The organism is Pyramidobacter porci (assembly GCF_009695745.1).
Classification (GTDB): Bacteria; Synergistota; Synergistia; order Synergistales; family Dethiosulfovibrionaceae; genus Pyramidobacter; species Pyramidobacter porci.
Window position 1 is genome coordinate 134,614 of the sequence record NZ_VUNH01000008.1, and the last position, 17,117, is coordinate 151,730.

Consider the following 17,117-nt stretch of genomic DNA (forward strand, 5'->3'; position numbering starts at 1 on the left):
CCGCGCGGCGGGGACTTAACGGACTCCGCCGCGAAAACGCGAAGAAAAGCTGAAAAACGTTGAAAGGGGCGCCTGCCTTTTTCTCTGCGGCCGCGGGCGGCGGGGCGGGGGATTTTATATTAATTTTGAAGCATATAGACAAACACCTTGTCGCAGCTACGTCCATGACGACGCATTCTACGTGGAACATCGCAAAGAAGCCCTTCGCTCCCGCTTTTTCCTTCGAACAACGAACGTCGCGGGGGAGCGAACACGCGCCGTTCGCTCCCCCCATGAAAATCCGGCCAAGGCTCCGGACAGTTTTCGATTGACAATTACGCATAAAATAACTAAACTCATGACAATGCGACCGTCTTACAAACAATCCTGACCCCAAAATGACAATTTCAAGAGAGGCCGAAATGGAATCCAAAGTCACCTTATCGAAAAAAGTCGAAACTTATCTGAGGAGCAAGATCCTCAACGGCGAGCTGCTGCCGAACGACAAGATCGTGGAGCTGGACGTGGCCGGGGAAATGGGCGTAAGCCGCGGCCCCGTGCGCGAAGCCCTGAAGACGCTGACGTTCGAAGGGCTTGTGGAGTATCAGACCAACAAGGGCTGCTCGGTCACGACCCTTTCGCCCAAGGACGCTTACGAAATTTTCTTCATGAGGGGGAGCCTTGAAAAGATCGCCCTGGAACGGTGCGGCGGGAAGTGCAGCGACGAGGCTGTCCTGAAAATGGAGATCGCCCTGGCCCAGATGAAAAAGGCCTGCGGGGACGATTCGCTGACCGCGATCATCGCCGCCGACGAGATGTTCCACCGTCAGATCGTGGACATGGGGCGGATGTCGCGCCTGACCAAGATGTGGCAGATGCTCAGCCCTCTCAACGGCGCGATGTTTTTGACCGTCAAGAATTCGCGCAAGCTGGGGGCGGACGTTTTCGACGCGCCGTCGGCCAACAAGTACGCCGTCGCCCACAAAAACAACTACGAAGCCCACAAGGTCATCCTGGAAGTCCTCAAGAAAGGCGATCTGAAAGATTCCTGCCTCTGCCTCGACGCGCACTATCTGATCGTCGGGGAAAAGATCTATCGCATAAATTTGGAGGAGGAAGCCAGAAAAGCCGCTATCTGTAACTATTCAGCGCCGCCGCGATGAATTTCATGTCTTCCGCGGAAAAACGCTGGTCGCAAGGCAGGCTCAGCACGTGGTCGTATATGTACCGAGTATCCTCCTGGCCGTCCAGCTCGATCAAAGGTCCTTGGGGCCAATAGACCGAAGTTTTGACGCCCAGCGCCTGCAGGGCGTCCCTGACTTTTTCCCTTTCGCCGGCAAAGACCGTAAAGTGGCTGGGGACAGTACCGGCGTCGAGAACGGGGAAAACGACTTTAAGGTTTTCGCTTTCCCTGACGTTTTCCAGAAGGGTACGGTAGTTCTCGCGCCGCTTTCTGCGGATCGTCCGGAAATCGGCGTGTTTCATCAGATAGACCGACTCATCGTCGCTGCCGAAATCGTCGAAGATCCGCCGCAGCATCATTTCCCCTTTCCAGAAGAGTTCCATATCGTCCCGTTCTATGGCGTCGTATCTCAGCTTCAAATGTTCCCGGTGCGGGGGCATCGGCGCGCGGGCGAAGCGTCCCCGCCTCTTGAGCGCGAAGCCGCCGCAGGCGACGCCCATCCACTTGCGCAGGCTTCCCGCCGCGTAATCGCAGTTTTCGTCAAGGCCGTCCGCGGACAGGACTGAATGGGTCATGTCTTCCATGACGGTGAGGCTGCGCGCCTTGCACTTTCTCACAAAATCCCTGTCGAAGGCGGAAAATCCGTAATAGCCGCAAACGGAAACGAGGCTGACGCTGTCCAGCGCGTCTTCGGAAAATACGGGGCGCATGTTCCGGTCAAGCGGATAAAATTTCAGCGCAAAGCCGGCTTTGACGAAGGGGGCCACGACGGTCTCGCAGGTATATAAAGGAAGGTACGCCACCCGCTTTTTATCGTACCGCACAATGTCCAGCAGGCAGTGGTAGATCCCGCACCGGCCGGACAAGAGATACACCAGGTCTCCTTCGGGGCACAGACTTTCGAGAAGCCCGTTCTCGCCTTCGACGGTCGCTTCCAGCGGGAACAGGCCGTTCGCTCGTTTCATGTTCGCCACTTCCTCCGTTTTCAAACTCGAGCCGCACGCCGCGGCGCGTTCCCGAACCGGCGCGGGGATCACGCTTTGACTTTTCTGAATTCCTCCGCCAGGTCCGCAATGTAATCGGCGCAGGCCGCCAGCATTTTCTTTCCCCATTCTTCCGTGGCCGTGGCGGGATGATCGGGGCCGATCCAGCCGCTGTCGGTGATCTTGCCGATCTGGCGGGGGACGTTGAAGCTCACGCCCTTGTAGCTGACGCTGTAAAACCCCGTCGCCTTGATCGCGCCGGAGATGTCGTTGAGCTTCAGCGCCGGGCCGATCTCGCTCCGGTCGACCAGGGCGGGGTCGATGCCCAAAATCGCGGCCGTCTCCTCGCCGCCGCCGTGGCCGCCCTTCCAGGCGGGATCCATGTCCCACGCCATCAGCCACCAGTTCAGCACCGCGGTCAGGCAGCCTTTCTTGTCCATGTCCAGGGCGGCTCTTTCAATGGGCTTTATGTTGCCGCCGTGGCCGTTCAGGATCAGGAACTTTCCGGCGCCGTGGCGGCGCAGGCTCTCCATGACGCAGAGAAGGTACCTGTAAAGGACGTCGTTGTCGATGTCTATCGTCCCGGGATACTCGTTCAGGGACTGCGTAGCGCCGTAGGGGATGGTCGGCGCGATCAGCACATCCGTTTTTTCCTCGATCATGGCAAGGAGTTTGTCGGGGATCAGCGTATCCGTTCCCAGCGGCATGTGCCGGCCATGGCTTTCGATGCTGCCGATGCCGATGATGACCGTGCCGTCTTCTTTCAAATAGCGCTCGGCCCGGGGCCATGTGATGTTTTCCAGTCTCATGATGGTTTCCTCTATTCTCGGTTATTGTCGCGTCCGCACGCCGCGGAAGGCGCCCTTCTGCCGAAGGGCCGCCTTCCGTTTTTTTGTGAAGAGCCGCCGGCCGTCCCGCCGGCTTCCCGGCAAAATCCTATTTTTCCGGAAGGGGAAGCTTTTTGAACTCTTCCATGAAGTCGACGATGTAATCGGCGCAGGTTTGGAGCATTTCACGCCCCCATTCCTCGGTCGCGGTCGAAGGATGGTCGGGGCCGATCCAGCCGCCGGTCGAGGTCACATGATCGACGGGCCTGAGGATCTCGATATTGACGCCTTTATACTTGACGGACCGGAACCCCGTGGTCTCGAATTGGTCGGAAAGATGGACGTACTCCAGCGGGCCGCCGATCTCGCCGCGGTCGACCAGAGCAGGGTCTACGCCCATCACGCCGGCCGTCTCCTCGCCGCCGCCGTGGCCGCCTTTCCAGGCGGGATCCATGTCCCACGCCATCAGCCACCAGTTGAGCAGCGCCACGAGGCAGCCCCTCTTCTCGAAGTCGAAACCGACGTTTTCGATCGGCTTGATGTTGCCGCCGTGTCCGTTCAGGATCACGAACCGTCTCGCTCCGTGACGGTAAAAACTGTCCATCACCGCCGTCAGCAAACCGCAGAGCAGTTCGTCGCCGATGTCGACGGTGCCGGGATAGCACGCCAGGGATTTCGTCGAACCGTAGGGGATCGTCGGCGCGATCAGCACGCCGCTTTTTTCCTCGATCAGTTCCAGGATCCTGTTGGGGATGATCGTGTCCGTGCCGAGGGGCAGGTGCCGGCCGTGGCACTCGCAGCTCCCCACGGCGACGAGGACGGTGTCGTTCTCCCTGAAATATTTTTCCGCCCGGGGCCAGGCGATGTTTTCCAGTCTCACGCTCAATCGCTCCTTTTCCTTGAAAATCCGGCGCGTCCGTTCCGCCCGACGCGCCGGGACGTAAAAAAATCCATAGCGATGCTCCCCGTCGGGTCCCCGCACGGCGCCCATCTCTCGAGAAGCGATCGCTATGGATTCCTTTGTTTACGGACGGCGGCCGTCGCTACCGGGGGATCCTCACGGCGCCGAGTTCATGATAGCCGACGGGGTCGATCACGAAGCCTTCGACTCCCTTTCGCGCGCCCACGTTGATGGTGGAGTAATAGATCGGCGCGTTGTTGTTGATCTTCTTCAGCAGCAGCGCGAGGTCTTTGTAAATGGCCTTTCTCTGCTCGGGATCGGAAATGGTCCTGCCGCCTTCGACCAGCTTGTCCACCCCGGGATCGTGGACGAACGAGCGGTTGCCGGAAGCGCCCTGCTTGCTGGAATGTTCAAGCGAGTAATAGGTGTAGTCGGCGTCCCGGGTGGAAGTCGTCCAGCCGAAGAAGCCCATGTCGTGTTCCCCGGCCGTGGTCTTCTGGATGAACGAACCGAATTCCATGACCTCGACGGAGCAGTCGACGCCGATGTCCAGAAGCATGGCCTGAACCGCCTGGCAGATCTCGATCCTGGACTGGTTGTCGTTGACCCAGAGCGTGGTCTTGAAGCCGTTTTCATATCCGGCTTCCTTGAGGAGTTCCCTGGCCTTTTCGGGGTCGTACCCGTAAACGCCCGAAGGGTAGTAGCCGAACACCGATGGCGCGATGATGGCGTCGGCCGCCTGCCCGTTGCCGGACATGATCGTGTCGACGATGAGCTGCCGGTCGATGGCGTAATTGACGGCCTCCCGCACGCGCGGGTCGTCGAACGGCTTCCTGTTCATGTTCATGGAGATGTACCAGCAGGAAAGGCTGGGCGCTTCCAGCACAACGACGTCTTCGTTGTCGCGCGCCCGCTTGACGTCGTTCACGCCGAGGTCGTAGGAGATGTCAAGATCGCCGGTCTCGAGCGCGATCAAGCGCTGCGACGTCTCGGGGACGACTTTCATGACAAGGTGGGGCGTCGCCGGCCTGCCGTCCATGTAATCGTCGAAGGCGTCGAGCTTGACGGTGTCGCCGGGCTTCCACTCGACGAACTTATACGGCCCGGAGCCGACGGGATGCAGCTTGAAGCCCTCCTCGTCCTTCTCGACGACTTCCTTGCAGACGATCGCGGCGAAAGGAACGGCGAGGTTCCTCAGGGCGGGAGCGTACGGCGCGCGCAGGACCACTTCCACCGTAAAGTCGTCCTTGACGTTCACTTCCTTGATGAAGTCGACGATGTAGGAGACCGAAGCGAAAGCGATGGCGCGGTCGAGCGAGAACTTGACGTCGGCGGCCGTCAGTTCGCCGCCGTTGTGGAACTTGATCCCCTTCCTGATGTGGAAAACGTAGGTCGTATCGTCAAGCTGTTCCCAGCTTTCCGCGATCTGCGGCCTGACCTCGCCGGTCGCCGGATCGACGGCCGTGAGGGTGTCGAAGATCTGACAGGTGACGGTGACCGCGGGCGTCTCCTTCCCCTGATGCGGGTCGAACGACGTCACGTCCGCGCCCTGCCCCCAGACGATCGTGTCCTTGTACGTCTTTTCGGCCGCCTTCGCCGCGCCGCAGGGAGCCAGAGCCGCCGTAAGCGCCGCTCCGAGGGCGATCACCAGAAGTGCCTTGCTGAAGCTTTTCATGTTTTTCGTCTCCTTTCGATTCTGTCCGCGCCGCGCCTCATGGCGGACGGCTTCCTTTTATTAAAAGCCGGTGCGGCTTTTAACCTGGATGAAAACGCTACCTGACTTTAACGCAGCTCACGAAATGGTCCGCTTCGACCTCCGCCAGCGCCAGCTCCCCGGACGTGCAGTCGGCGTCGGCGTACGGACAGCGCTTGGCGAAACGGCAGCCCGGCGCCGGATCGATCGGGGAAGAGATTTCCCCGGAAAGCGCGATCCTCCGCATAGGCAGATCGGGATCGGCGACGGGGATGGCCGAAAGCAGGGCCTTCGTATAAGGATGCAGCGGGTTCCTGAAGAGCAGGTCGGAAGGCGCCTTTTCCACCATCTGCCCCAGATACATGACGATGATGTCGTCGGAAAAGAACTTCACCACGGAAAGATCGTGAGTGATGAACATGTACGTCAGCCCCAGCCGGTCCTGCAGATCCTGCATGAGGTTCAGGATCTGCGCCTGGATGGAAACGTCCAGAGCGGAAACAGGCTCGTCGCAGACGACGAACTTGGGATTCAGCGCCAGCGCCCGGGCGATGCCGATCCGCTGCCGCCGCCCGCCGTCCAGCTCGTGCGGATACGTGTTGACCAGTCTTGGGGCCAGGCCGACGAGATCCATAAACTCGGCGACTTTTTTGCGAAGGCTCTTTTTGTCCCTGCGGCTGTAGACATTCTGCACGACAAGCGGCGCAGCGATCGCTTCCGCGACGGTCATGCGCGGGTTGAGGGAAGCGAACGGATCCTGAAAGATGATCTGCATGTCCTTGCGGAGGGCTTTCAGCCGCTTTTTGCCGTAAGCGAGGATATCCTCCCCCTCGAAACGGACGGAGCCGGACGTCGGCTCGTGCAGCCTCAGGATCGCCCGCCCCATCGTCGACTTGCCGCAGCCCGATTCGCCGACGACGCCCAGCGTCCTGCCCCGGTCCAGCGTAAACGTTATGTCGTCCACCGCGTGGAGCGTGCCGGAAGGGGTGTCGAAATACTTTCTGAGATGCTCGACCCTCAAAATCTTATTCGTCTCCGCCAAGCCCCGTCCCTCCCTTCCCGTAATATTCGAAGCAGCGGACTTTATGCCCCGGCCCGTACTCGACCAGCGCGGGAAGTTCGCTGCGGCACCTTTCAGCGGCGCGGGGACATCTTTCGTAAAACTTGCAGCCGCCGGGAAGCTTCGTGGGATCCGGCATCATGCCGTCGATCGCGCGGAGCCGCCTTTCCGTCGAAGAGAGCGAAGGGACCGAACCGAAAAGCCCGCTCGTATAAGGATGGAGCTTCTCACGGTACACGTCCTTTATGCTCCCCACCTCGACGATCTCGCCCGCGTAGACGATGGCGACGTCGTCGCAGTTCTGGGCGACGACGCCCAGATCGTGAGTGATCAGCAGCATCGAAGTGTTGTTTTTCCTTTTCAGCTGATTGATCATGTCGAGGATCTGCGCCTGGATCGTCACGTCGAGAGCGGTCGTCGGCTCGTCGGCGATCAGCAGCCTCGGCTTGCAGGCCAGCGCGATGGCGATCACCACGCGCTGCTTCATGCCGCCGGAAAACTGGTGCGGATAATCGCCGTACCGCCCTTTGGCGATGCCGACCATTTCCAGCATCTCTTCGGCCTTTTCCTTCGCCTCGCCGCGCGACATCTCATGGTGATGCGTCTCGATCACCTCCAGGATCTGGTCGCCGACCGTCAGAACGGGGTTCAGCGAAGTCATCGGGTCCTGGAAGATCATCGAAATGTCTCTTCCCCGCACCTTTTTCATGTCCTCTTCGGATATCTTGAGCAGATCCCGCCCCTCGAACAGGATTTCTCCGCCCACGATCTTCCCGGGAGGATCGGGAACCAGACGCAGGACGCCCCTGGCAAGCGTGCTTTTTCCCGCGCCCGTCTCGCCGACCAGTCCCAGCGTTTTCCCTTCCCTGATCGCGATGGAAGCGCCGTTTAAAGCTTTTACGACGCCTTCGTCCGTCGCGTAATGGATATGCAGATCTTTTACTTCCAGCAAAATTTCCGACACAGTTCTTCCCCGCCTTTTCTCAAAAAGCCCCGGCTAGTTCTTCAGTCTGGGATCGAGCGCGTCGCGCAGCCCGTCGCCCATAAGGTTGAGGGCGAGGATCGTCAGCATGATGCCCATTCCGGGAATGATCGTGATGTGCCATGCGTCCCGGATGTACGTCCTCGCGTTGGAAAGCATCGCCCCCCATTCCGGCGTGGGCGGCTGGATCCCCAGCCCGAGGAAGGAAAGCCCCGCGATGGAGAGGATCGCCCCGGCGATCCCCAACGTCACCTGGACGATCGTCGGCGCCAGCGAATTGGGCACGATGTACTGAAAGATGATCGTGAAGTCGTTGCAGCCGATGCTCCGCGCCGCTTCGATGAATTCCTGCTCCTTCACCATCAGCACGGAAGCCCGCACCGTTCTCGCGAAAACGGGGACGTAAGCCACGCCGATGGCGATCAGAACGTTCGTGAGACTGGTCCCCAGCGCGGCCACAATGGCGATGGCCAGCAGCATCGAAGGGATCGCCAGCAGAATGTCCATAAACCGCATCAGCACGTTGTCCAGCGCCTTGCCGTAATATCCGGCGACCGCCCCCAGAGCTCCGCCGACGAGGCTGGAAAAGAGGATCGCCAGCGTCCCCATGAACAGAGAATAGCGAGTGCCCCACAGCATCCTCAAAAGCATGTCCCGCCCGAATTCGTCAAGCCCGAACGGGTGCCGCAGGCTGGGCTTCTGAAGACGCAGCCGCAGAGACTGTTTTATCACGTTGCGGTTATAAAAATCCCCGTTCGTCGCGACGTCCACCGCCGTCGTGGCGACAGACGCCAGCACCAGAAAAAGGATGAAGTAGAGCCCCGCCATCGCCATCCGGTTCTTTTTGAAGCGCCGCCACGCTTCCTGCCACAAAGAGCGTTCTTTTGCCGGCCCGTCTGAACGGAGCCGGATATTTTCCCCGTTTTTCTCCATAAAAATTCGCCTACTTTCCCCTGTACTGGGACTTGATCCTTGGGTCGACAAAGGCATAAACGATGTCCACAACGAGATTGACGATCGAGAAAGTCGTCGCCATGAAGATGATGGATCCCAAAACGAGCGGGATGTCCTTCGACTTGATCGCGTCCACCATCAGCCGTCCCAGCCCCGGCCAGGAGAAGATCGTCTCCGTCAGCATCGCGCCGCCCAAAAGGCTGCCGAACTGCAGGCCGGTGGCCGTAATGATGGGGATAAGCGCGTTTCTCAGCATATGGCGGCAGGTGATCGTCTTTTCGTCCAGTCCCTTCGCCCGCGCCGTGCTGATATAGTCCTGCCGGATCACTTCGAGCATGGAAGAACGGGTCATCCGCGTCACGGTCGCCGCACAGCCCGTCCCCAACGTCAGCGCGGGAAGGACGATGCTCCGCAGCAGAGGGACCAGCCCTTCTCCCATCCCCTGAGAGGGCAGCCAGCCGAGCGTCAGCGAAAAAACGATAACAGCCAGCAGCCCGAACCAGAAATTCGGCATGGCGACGCCGATCAACGCGAAAACCATGGACACGTTGTCTATGAGCGAATATTGTTTTTTCGCCGAGATGATGCCGACCGGTATGCCGATCAGCAACGCCACCATAATTCCCGCTACCGCCAGGACGCAGGTGTTGGGGAACCGTCCGATCACCTGATCCCAGACGCTGATGCTGTTCTTGTAGGAAAGGCCCAGGTCGCCGTGGAGCATATCCCACATGTAGCGCCCATAGCGCTTGAGAAGCGGATCGTTCAGGTGCAGCTCTTCCCGCTTCATTGCCAGCGCTTCCTCCGTGGCCTGCTCGCCCAGGATGATGGCCGCCGGGTCTCCGGGAGAAAGGTTCAGAATGAAGAACACAATAAAAGTCACGCCGACGATGACCGGTATCAGCGTTAAAAGACGCCTGATGACGTATTTTAGCATTTTCACCATTCTCCAATTCGAAGTCTCTAATTTTTACTACCGACTGTCATTATAATATTAATTTTAATAGTGTCAACTTATTAGCTATATATTTTACAATAATATTTAGCCGTAAAACTCATATAAAACCAATCGGATAATATTGTATTTAATCACGGATCAACCTCATTAAATATTGCAAATGCTCACTCCCCGTTCAAAGAGAGCGGCGGTGGCGCGCCTATAAAATCACCGTCCCAAGGCCTCGCGGGCAAAGCCAAAAACTTTAAAAATGACCGACGGCGCCGATCATTTACTGCGCTTCGTTTTCCGCAGCGAATCCTCAGACGCCCGCTCGGCAAAGTTCATAAAAAACTCGCAGCGGCCTCCGAAAAAGAAACCGCTGCGAGTTTTTGTATTTTCACGAGAGATAGGACGCTACTTGCCGCCCAGATAGGCCGCGGCGATCTCGGGATCGGAAAGCAGCTCGCGCGAGACGCCCTGCTTGACGATGCGGCCGGTCTGGAGTACGAAGGCGTGCTGCGAAAGCAGCAGCGCCTGTTTGGCGTTCTGCTCCACGAGCAGGATGGTCAGTCCCTTTTCGTTGATGCGGCGCAGCTCGCGGAAGATGTCTTTGATAATTACGGGGGCCAGCCCCAGCGACGGTTCGTCGAGCAGCAGCAGTTTCGGCCGGGACATCAGCGCCCGGGCCACGGCGAGCATCTGCTGCTCGCCGCCGGAGAGGGTGCCGGCGTACTGGCCGATACGTTCCTCGAGGCGCGGGAACAGCGAGAACACCCAGTCCATGTCTTCTTTGACGGCTTTTTCGGAATCGCCGCTGCGGGGGAACGCGCCGATCTGCAGGTTTTCCAGCACGGTTAGCGGCGCGAAGATGCGGCGGCCTTCCGGCGAAAGCGAAATGCCCGATTTCACCACCTGAAACGACCGGCGCGGCAGCGGCTTGCCCTCGAACTCAATCTCGCCGGACTGATACGACACCTGCCCCATGACGGCGCTCATCAGCGTGGACTTGCCCGCGCCGTTGGCGCCGATGACGGAAACGATCTCGCCGGCGGGGATGGACAGCGACACGCGGTCAAGCGCGCGGATCGCGCCGTAGCTGACGCAGAGTTGTTTCACTTCGAGCAGTCCGGCCATTCAGATCGCCTCCTCGTCGTCGCCCAGATAGGCCTTGAGCACTTCGGGATTTTTGCGGATGTCGTCGGGGCCGCCTTCGGCGATCTTGGCGCCGAAGTTCACGCAGACGATATGCGGGCAGATCTGCATGATCAGGTCCATGTGGTGCTCGATCACGAGGATGGTCAGCTCCAGGTCGCGATGGATGCCCGTGATCAGTTTGTTCAGGTCGGCCACTTCCTCGGGGTTCATGCCCGCGGCGGGCTCGTCGAGCAGCAGCAGGATCGGTTCCAGCGCCAGGGCGCGGGCGATCTCGAGACGGCGCTGCATGCCGTAGGGCAGCGTGCCGGCCGTCTGCGCGGCGCGCCCCGCCAGGCCGACGCGCTCGAGGAACTCCATGCTGCGGCGGCGCGCGATCTCCTCGCGGCGGCGCCAGCGCCCCAGATGAGTGATGGACTCGGTAAAGCCGTAGGTATGGTGCACCTGGGCGGCCGTCATGACGTTGTCGAGCACGGTGGATTTGCCGAACAGGCGCAGGTTCTGGAAGGTACGGGCGATGCCGCGGCGGATCACCTGATAGGACTTGAGGCGGATCGTACTGAGCCCGTCGAAGATGATGTCGCCGGAGTCGATCGGATAGACGTTGGTGATCAGGTTGAAGACCGTCGTTTTGCCGGCCCCGTTGGGACCGATCAGCCCCGCCAGCTCGCCCTGTTCGATCTTGAAACTGACGTCCTTGACGGCGTGGACACCGCCGAACGACTTGTTGATGTTGAGGATCTCAAGGATGGGCGCGTTCATCGCGATTCCTCCTTCCCCGCTCCCGCGCGCCGGCGGCGGAACTCCCAGATCTCGCGGCTGCCCAGCAGCCCGTCGGGGCGCAGCACCATAACCATCACCAGCACGGCGCCGTAAATCAGCATGCGGTACTGCGAGATGGGGCGGAACAGTTCGGTGATCAGCGTGATGATGCCGGTCGCCAGCAGCGTGCCGCTCATCGAGCCAAGGCCGCCGAAGACCACCAGCGAGGTTAGCTCGGTGGATTTCATCATGTCGAACATGGCCGGCTGGATGAAGCTGAGATAGCCGCCCAGCAGCGCGCCGGCGATGCCGCAGTAGAACGCCGAGATCAGCAGCGAGACAAGGCGGATGCTCGGCGTGTTGAACCCCAGCAGCGACGCCGCCGTGACGTCGTCGCGGCAGGCGCGGAAATAGCGCCCCCAGCGGCTGTAAATCAGATTGAACATGAACAGCGCCAGAATCACGAAAAACCACACCGCCACGGCGCGCGTGGTGTAGGGATCGATGCCGGGAATGCCGCGCGCGCCGCGCGTCACCGACTGCCAGTTCTCGATCACGAGGCGGATGGCCTCGCACAATCCCAGCGAAGCGATGGCGTAATAGTCGCCCGTCAGCTTCATCGTCGGCACGCCGACGACCCAGGCCAGCGCCGCGGCCAGCACGCCGCCGGCGAGGACGGACGGGAGCCAAGGCACGTCGTAATTCATGATCAGGATCGCCGCCGTGTACGCGCCCATGGCCATGTAGGCCGCGTGCCCCAGCGTGAAGATGCCGGTGAAGCCCGTCAGCAGCGACACGCCCATGGCCGCGATCATGTTGATGCACAGCAGCATGAGGATGCCTTCCGTGTAATAGTCCATCGGCACGTACGCCAGCGCCGCGCCCAGAGCCGCGAGGAACAGAGCGCCGAGAAGCGATTTTTTCATGACGGTCCCTCCCCTACACCTTGTCGCGGATGTCACGGCCGAACAGGCCGGACGGCTTGATGATCAGCGTCGCGATCAGCAGCGCGAAGACGACGAAGTCGCGCATCTGGCTGCTGATGAATCCCGCCGTCAGCATCTCCGCCAGTCCCAGCAGGATGCCGCCGATCACCGCGCCCGGCAGGCTGCCGAGGCCGCCGATGACCGCCGCCACGAAGGCCTTGGTGGTGATCATGTTGCCCAGCTGCGGATAGAGCGTGTAGCGCGTCGCCAGGAAAATGCCGCCCACCGCCGCCAGCGCGCCGGCGACGAAGAAGACGATGGCGATCAGCAGGTTGACGTTGACGCCCATCAGCCCCGCCGTGCGCAGGTCGCAAGCCGCGGCGCGGATCGCCAGCCCCCAGCGCGTGCGCATCAGGAACATCTGCAGCAGCAGCAGGAAGACGACCGTCACGCCCAGCGATATCAGATCGAAAGCGCTGATCGTCAGCAGCGGCGTCAGCCCCTCGGCCGCGCCGGGAAAGAACCGCAGCGCCGCTTCGCCCGCCTCGCGCGCCGCGAGGACGATTGGCTGCGAGGGGAACACCTCGGGCAGCGCGCGGTAACGGCCGCCGATGGTGACGACGAAAACGTTTTCGATGACGATGGAAACGCCCATCGAGGCGATCAGCAGATACAGCGTGGCCGAGGTGCGCTCGCGGATCGGCCGGTAGGCCATGCGCTCGGTGACGATGGCGACGACGCCCGCAGCCATGATCGCCCCCGCGCCCGCGGCCCAGATGTTCATGCCCATCGAGTTGAGCATGCCGTAGGCCGCGTAGCCGCCCACGACGAGAAAGCCGCCGTGAGCGAAATTGGAAAACAGCAGGATCGAGTACACCAGCGAGTACCCGACCGCGATCAGCGCGTAAACGGAGCCCAGCGAGAGACCGTTGACGACTTGTTGCAGAAAGGTTGCCACGACGACTCCTCCCTTTCATGAAGAAGGGACGGCGGCCCTTGCGCCGCCGCCCCTTGCAGTGAACCCGTCGGATTTGAAAACGCTTTTTACATTTCTGGCTTGATCGTGGCAAAGTAGCTCGTCTTGCCGCCTTCAGCCTTGAGCATGATACCTTCCTTGCCCTTGGGGTTATGGAACTCGTCCATGGTCAGCGTGCAGTGCATCAGCTTCAGGTCCTTGGTCTGCTCGAGAGCGTCGCGGACCTTTTCGGGATCGAGGCTGCCGGCGCGTTCGATGGCGTCCTTCAGCCAGTACAGACAGTCGTAGGCCATCATCGCGTTCATGAATTCCTTGCACTCGGTGCCGGTCTTCTGCTCGAACTTGTCGAAGAAGCCCTTCAGCTTCGGGTCGCCCTTGTCCACGTGGCTGACCCAGTAGGTGTTCTCCATGGCCTCGCCGGCGATCTCCCACCAGAAGTCGCCGTAGCCGTCGCCGCCGATGATCGGGCAGGTGAAGCCCATCTCGCGCGCCTGCTTGATCGCCAGCGGCGTGCACTTGCCCATGGTCGGGAACACGAGGATGTCGGGCTTGGCTTCTTTGAATTTGGTCAGCTGGGCGCGGAAATCCACGTCTTCGCCGCGGTGCCCTTCGTCGGCCACGACTTCGCCGCCCATCTTCCTGTACTCGTTGACGAAGAACTCGCGCAGCCCCTGCGAGTAGTCGCTGGACACGTCGTACAGCACGGCGGCCTTCATGAGGTTCAGATTCTTGACCGCGAACGTGGCCAGGATGGCGCCCTGATACGGGTCGAGGAAGCAGATGCGGAAGTTGTAGGGGCGCACCTTGCCGCGCTCGTCCATGGTCACCATCGGGTTCGTCGGCAGCGTGCCGAGGTGAGCGACGTGCCCGCGGTTGAACACGGCGGCGGCGGAGATGCACAGGCCGGAGCCGCTGGGGCCGATGACGGCGACGACCTTGTCCTGGTTGACGAGGCGGCGCGCCGCGTTGACCATATCTTCGTTGCGCGTGCGGCAGTCGTACTGAATGACGCGCATCGGCAGCATCTTGTCGCCGACCTTGACGCCGCCGGCGGCGTTGATCTCTTCAAGGGCGATCTTCACCGACTCGACTTCGGCAAACCCGTAAGCGGCAAAATCGCCCGTCGAAGTCGAAATCTCGCCGACCAGCACCTCCTCCGCGGCGAACGCCGGGAACGCGAACATCGCAACTGCCAAAATAATCGATAGGAACTTTTTCACGCTGGCACCTCCATTTTTAAATATAAAATTTGTTACGTGAAAATCTTAACATAACTTATCTTTCGAAGCAAGTTATTTTTATGCAGCGAATATTATAGAAACACGCCGTGTTTATCGTTTTTTTGCTCCTGATTGGATTATTCTCGTTTTGCTGGAAGCACAACTCAAGGCATGAGATTTCGGCAATATGCGCGACAACAGAAAGACTTCCCCCGGGACGGCGAAGACCGTCCGTTTCCGCCGCGAACGTTTGACAAAGCGCCGCCGATGATTTATCGTCAAAAGAACAAAAAACTCTTGATTCTTTCTCATAGCAAAGGAGACGCCATGGACACGAAAAAATGCGCCGTGCTGCTGCGGGCCGTTGAAAGCGGTTCGCTGACCACCGCCGCCGAAGAGCTTGGCTACACTCCGTCGGGCGTGAGCCGCATCATCGCTTCGCTGGAAAAAGAGGCCGGTTTCCCGCTGCTGCGCCGCAACCATACCGGCGTCAGCCTGACGCGCGAGGGCGAGCCGCTGGTGCCCGTTCTGCGCGAGTTGGTGCGCACCGCCGGACAGTTCGCCGAAACGTCCGCCCAAATTCGCGGCGTCGAATGCGGCAGCGTCACCGTCGGGGCGGCGTACGGCGTTTATTATCCGCTGCTGGCCCGTCTTGTGGCCGAGTTCGGGCGGCTTCATCCCGGCATCGCCGTCTCCATCGCCGAGGGGTTAAGCAGCGATCTGGCCGCCATGGTCGAAGAGGGACGCGCCGACTTCTGCGTCATCAGCCGGCGCGAGGGCAGCTTCCAGTGGACGCCGCTTTGCAACGACAAGCTGGTCGTCTGGGTGCCCGCGGGGCACTGGTCTGTCGCCCGCGGCGCCTTTCCCGCCGAGGCGTTCGCCAGCGAACCCTACATCGAAATGTATCCCGGCCGCGAGAGCGACAACTCGCGCTATTTCGCCGTCCACGGCATCACGGCCGCGGCGCGCTGCTCCACCTCCGAGGTCAGCGCCGCCTTCGCCATGGTCGAAGCCGGTCTCGGCGTGGCGCTGATGAACGGCATTTTGCAGCGGCCGGCCAGCCCGCGCGTGGCCAGCGTGCCGCTCGATCCGCCCGAAAGCGTCAAGATCGGCCTGGCCTGGCCGAAGGAAGAGTTTCTCTCGCCGGCGGCGCGCACGTTCGCCGCTTTCGCCCGCGGCGAATTCCTCAAAAACAGGCGTCTGCCCTAACACGCCGTCTGCCGATAAAAAACTCCGGCCCCGAAGAGCTTTTTTTTCTTTATTCTCATTATAATAGACAGGTTCCTTCGGATCGGCATGCCGCCGCGGATCTTGCGGCGGGGCGGACGCGGAACGCTTCTTGAAGTTTTCGTCGCCCCGTGCGCCGCGTCGATCCCGGGCTTGACCGGCCGCACCGCAAAAGGTAACATCTTTTCATCTTCTTTCCGCAGAGGGAGTTTTTCTGATGAACTATTCTCGGCGTATCGCCCGGGCGCTGTTCGGGCTGCTGCTTTTCGGCACAGGCTCGTGCTGCAACATCCAGGCCAACGTGGGGCTCGCTCCTTGGGAAGCGTTCAGCATGGGCGTGGGAGCCCGGCTGGGGTTGAGTTTCGGGACCGTGCTGGCCGGATCGGGGCTGGTCATCCTCGCCGTCGACCTGCTGCTGCGCGAGAAAATCGGACTCGGCACGCTGCTCGACATCGCCTGTATCGGCCCCATTGCCGATCTGCTGCGCGCTTCCGGAGCCATTCCCGTGATGACCAGTTTCCCTTCGGGCGTCGCCATGCTTTTAACGGGACAACTTCTGATCGCCGTGGGCAGTTATTTCTACATCGGCGCAGGGTTGAGCTGCGGGCCCCGCGACGCACTGATGGTCGCCCTGTGCAAGCGCTTCCCGCGCACTCCCGTAGGCATGATCCGATTTTTTATCGAAGGCGGCGCGCTGCTCACCGGCTGGCTCTGCGGCGCCAAGATCGGCGTCGGTACCGTCGTCGCCGTCTTCGGCATCAGCTTTATCCTGCAGGCCGTATTTTCGCTGCTGCGTTTCGACGTCAGCACAATCGAACACGAAGATCTGCTCGCCACCGCCAGAAACCTTTGGAGCCCGAAAGCGCCCCGTTGACGTTTCTTCAAAATGAATGCTCTCCTGAAAACAACCTCGCGAAAAACAAATTCGCGAGGTTCCTTCAGGAGAGCATTCTGTCGTTTCATGCCGGTTTTCGATAAACAGACCGAACGATCTTTTTCAACGCCGCGGGCACGTCGAAAGCGATATGGAGGCGATCGGCGCATGGTTTTGCGGCACTGCAGTGCAAAACGCCGCACTTTCAATTATGCGATTTAATTGAAAAACAGGAGCACAGCTCACGTGATACGAAATTCTCGATGAAGAAGCCCGTTTGTTCTATCGAAAATCGTTTTTTCGCGCCGACATTCTTTAAATCACGGCTAGTACATCCCGGGATAAAGCGGTTTTGCCTCGCAGAGCTCGGTGATCTCGGCGCGGACTTTCCCGATCTCCGCTTCGTCGTCGATGTGGGTGACGACGCGGTCGATCCAGCCGGCGATCCTCTCCATCTCCTCGTGGCCGAAGCCGCGCG

The 17,117-nt window shown here is 60.3% G+C and carries 16 protein-coding genes; 3 read left to right on the forward strand and 13 right to left on the reverse strand.

Annotation, left to right across the window (positions count from 1 at the left end):
* Positions 1-401: 401 nt before the first annotated feature.
* Positions 402-1,142: a GntR family transcriptional regulator gene (locus FYJ74_RS08405; RefSeq protein WP_195838867.1), complete on the forward strand. Its 741-nt coding sequence runs from the start codon at positions 402-404 to the stop codon at positions 1,140-1,142.
* Here the strand turns inward: FYJ74_RS08405 and FYJ74_RS08410 are convergent.
* The 13 genes from FYJ74_RS08410 to FYJ74_RS08470 all read right to left on the reverse strand — a co-directional run bounded on the left by FYJ74_RS08410 (position 1,111) and on the right by FYJ74_RS08470 (position 14,538).
* Positions 1,111-2,127 carry an aspartate aminotransferase family protein gene (locus FYJ74_RS08410; protein ID WP_154529132.1) on the reverse strand — a complete coding sequence of 339 codons (1,017 nt, stop codon included), beginning with the start codon at positions 2,125-2,127 and terminating at the stop codon, positions 1,111-1,113. The two genes, FYJ74_RS08405 and FYJ74_RS08410, sit on opposite strands and share 32 nt — an antisense overlap.
* A gap of 68 nt (positions 2,128-2,195) precedes the next feature.
* On the reverse strand, positions 2,196-2,954 hold the full coding sequence (locus FYJ74_RS08415) for a creatininase family protein (RefSeq protein WP_154529133.1): 759 nt from the start codon (positions 2,952-2,954) through the stop codon (positions 2,196-2,198).
* Between the two features lie 127 nt (positions 2,955-3,081).
* Entirely contained in the window at positions 3,082-3,852 is a 771-nt protein-coding gene (locus FYJ74_RS08420) for a creatininase family protein (protein WP_320633942.1), read from the reverse strand.
* Between the two features lie 163 nt (positions 3,853-4,015).
* On the reverse strand, positions 4,016-5,548 hold the full coding sequence (locus FYJ74_RS08425; RefSeq protein WP_154529135.1) for an ABC transporter substrate-binding protein: 1,533 nt from the start codon (positions 5,546-5,548) through the stop codon (positions 4,016-4,018).
* A gap of 97 nt (positions 5,549-5,645) precedes the next feature.
* Positions 5,646-6,608 carry an ABC transporter ATP-binding protein gene (locus FYJ74_RS08430; RefSeq protein ID WP_154529136.1) on the reverse strand — a complete coding sequence of 321 codons (963 nt, stop codon included), beginning with the start codon at positions 6,606-6,608 and terminating at the stop codon, positions 5,646-5,648.
* Positions 6,592-7,590 (reverse strand): ABC transporter ATP-binding protein, encoded by a 999-nt coding sequence (locus tag FYJ74_RS08435; RefSeq protein WP_320633939.1) that lies wholly within the window; start codon positions 7,588-7,590, stop codon positions 6,592-6,594. Before FYJ74_RS08435 ends, FYJ74_RS08430 begins: the two co-directional genes overlap by 17 nt.
* Before the next feature lie 33 nt (positions 7,591-7,623).
* Complete coding sequence (locus tag FYJ74_RS08440; RefSeq protein ID WP_154529137.1) at positions 7,624-8,541, reverse strand: ABC transporter permease; 918 nt, start codon at positions 8,539-8,541, stop codon at positions 7,624-7,626.
* A 10-nt stretch (positions 8,542-8,551) separates the two neighbouring features.
* Complete coding sequence (locus FYJ74_RS08445; protein WP_154529138.1) at positions 8,552-9,499, reverse strand: ABC transporter permease; 948 nt, start codon at positions 9,497-9,499, stop codon at positions 8,552-8,554.
* A gap of 417 nt (positions 9,500-9,916) precedes the next feature.
* On the reverse strand, positions 9,917-10,636 hold the full coding sequence (locus FYJ74_RS08450) for an ABC transporter ATP-binding protein (RefSeq protein WP_154529139.1): 720 nt from the start codon (positions 10,634-10,636) through the stop codon (positions 9,917-9,919).
* Positions 10,637-11,416 (reverse strand): ABC transporter ATP-binding protein, encoded by a 780-nt coding sequence (locus FYJ74_RS08455; RefSeq protein WP_154529140.1) that lies wholly within the window; start codon positions 11,414-11,416, stop codon positions 10,637-10,639.
* Entirely contained in the window at positions 11,413-12,276 is an 864-nt protein-coding gene (locus FYJ74_RS08460) for a branched-chain amino acid ABC transporter permease (protein WP_195838870.1), read from the reverse strand. Before FYJ74_RS08460 ends, FYJ74_RS08455 begins: the two co-directional genes overlap by 4 nt.
* A gap of 79 nt (positions 12,277-12,355) precedes the next feature.
* A complete protein-coding gene (locus FYJ74_RS08465) occupies positions 12,356-13,300 on the reverse strand; it encodes a branched-chain amino acid ABC transporter permease (RefSeq protein WP_320633937.1) in 945 nt (314 codons plus the stop codon).
* Between the two features lie 86 nt (positions 13,301-13,386).
* Positions 13,387-14,538 (reverse strand): ABC transporter substrate-binding protein, encoded by a 1,152-nt coding sequence (locus tag FYJ74_RS08470; RefSeq protein WP_320633936.1) that lies wholly within the window; start codon positions 14,536-14,538, stop codon positions 13,387-13,389.
* A gap of 327 nt (positions 14,539-14,865) precedes the next feature.
* On the opposite strand from FYJ74_RS08470, the gene FYJ74_RS08475 reads away from it, so the two are divergent.
* Together FYJ74_RS08475 and FYJ74_RS08480 are read left to right on the forward strand one after the other, a co-directional pair.
* On the forward strand, positions 14,866-15,747 hold the full coding sequence (locus FYJ74_RS08475) for a LysR family transcriptional regulator (protein ID WP_195838868.1): 882 nt from the start codon (positions 14,866-14,868) through the stop codon (positions 15,745-15,747).
* 235 nt (positions 15,748-15,982) lie between these two features.
* Positions 15,983-16,639: a YczE/YyaS/YitT family protein gene (locus FYJ74_RS08480; RefSeq protein ID WP_154529143.1), complete on the forward strand. Its 657-nt coding sequence runs from the start codon at positions 15,983-15,985 to the stop codon at positions 16,637-16,639.
* Positions 16,640-17,117: the final 478 nt, after the last annotated feature.

What these genes read in the sequence shown, in the direction of transcription:
- FYJ74_RS08410 (WP_154529132.1), bottom strand. Translation starts at nt 2,127, where the DNA reads ATGAAACGAGCGAACGGCCTGTTCCCGCTGGAAGCGACCGTCGAAGGC.
- FYJ74_RS08455 (WP_154529140.1), bottom strand. Translation starts at nt 11,416, where the DNA reads ATGAACGCGCCCATCCTTGAGATCCTCAACATCAACAAGTCGTTCGGC.
- FYJ74_RS08460 (WP_195838870.1), bottom strand. Translation starts at nt 12,276, where the DNA reads ATGGACTATTACACGGAAGGCATCCTCATGCTGCTGTGCATCAACATG.
- FYJ74_RS08415 (WP_154529133.1), bottom strand. Translation starts at nt 2,954, where the DNA reads ATGAGACTGGAAAACATCACATGGCCCCGGGCCGAGCGCTATTTGAAA.
- FYJ74_RS08440 (WP_154529137.1), bottom strand. Translation starts at nt 8,541, where the DNA reads ATGGAGAAAAACGGGGAAAATATCCGGCTCCGTTCAGACGGGCCGGCA.
- FYJ74_RS08450 (WP_154529139.1), bottom strand. Translation starts at nt 10,636, where the DNA reads ATGGCCGGACTGCTCGAAGTGAAACAACTCTGCGTCAGCTACGGCGCG.
- FYJ74_RS08425 (WP_154529135.1), bottom strand. Translation starts at nt 5,548, where the DNA reads ATGAAAAGCTTCAGCAAGGCACTTCTGGTGATCGCCCTCGGAGCGGCG.
- FYJ74_RS08445 (WP_154529138.1), bottom strand. Translation starts at nt 9,499, where the DNA reads ATGCTAAAATACGTCATCAGGCGTCTTTTAACGCTGATACCGGTCATC.
- FYJ74_RS08475 (WP_195838868.1), top strand. Translation starts at nt 14,866, where the DNA reads ATGGACACGAAAAAATGCGCCGTGCTGCTGCGGGCCGTTGAAAGCGGT.
- FYJ74_RS08480 (WP_154529143.1), top strand. Translation starts at nt 15,983, where the DNA reads ATGAACTATTCTCGGCGTATCGCCCGGGCGCTGTTCGGGCTGCTGCTT.
- FYJ74_RS08405 (WP_195838867.1), top strand. Translation starts at nt 402, where the DNA reads ATGGAATCCAAAGTCACCTTATCGAAAAAAGTCGAAACTTATCTGAGG.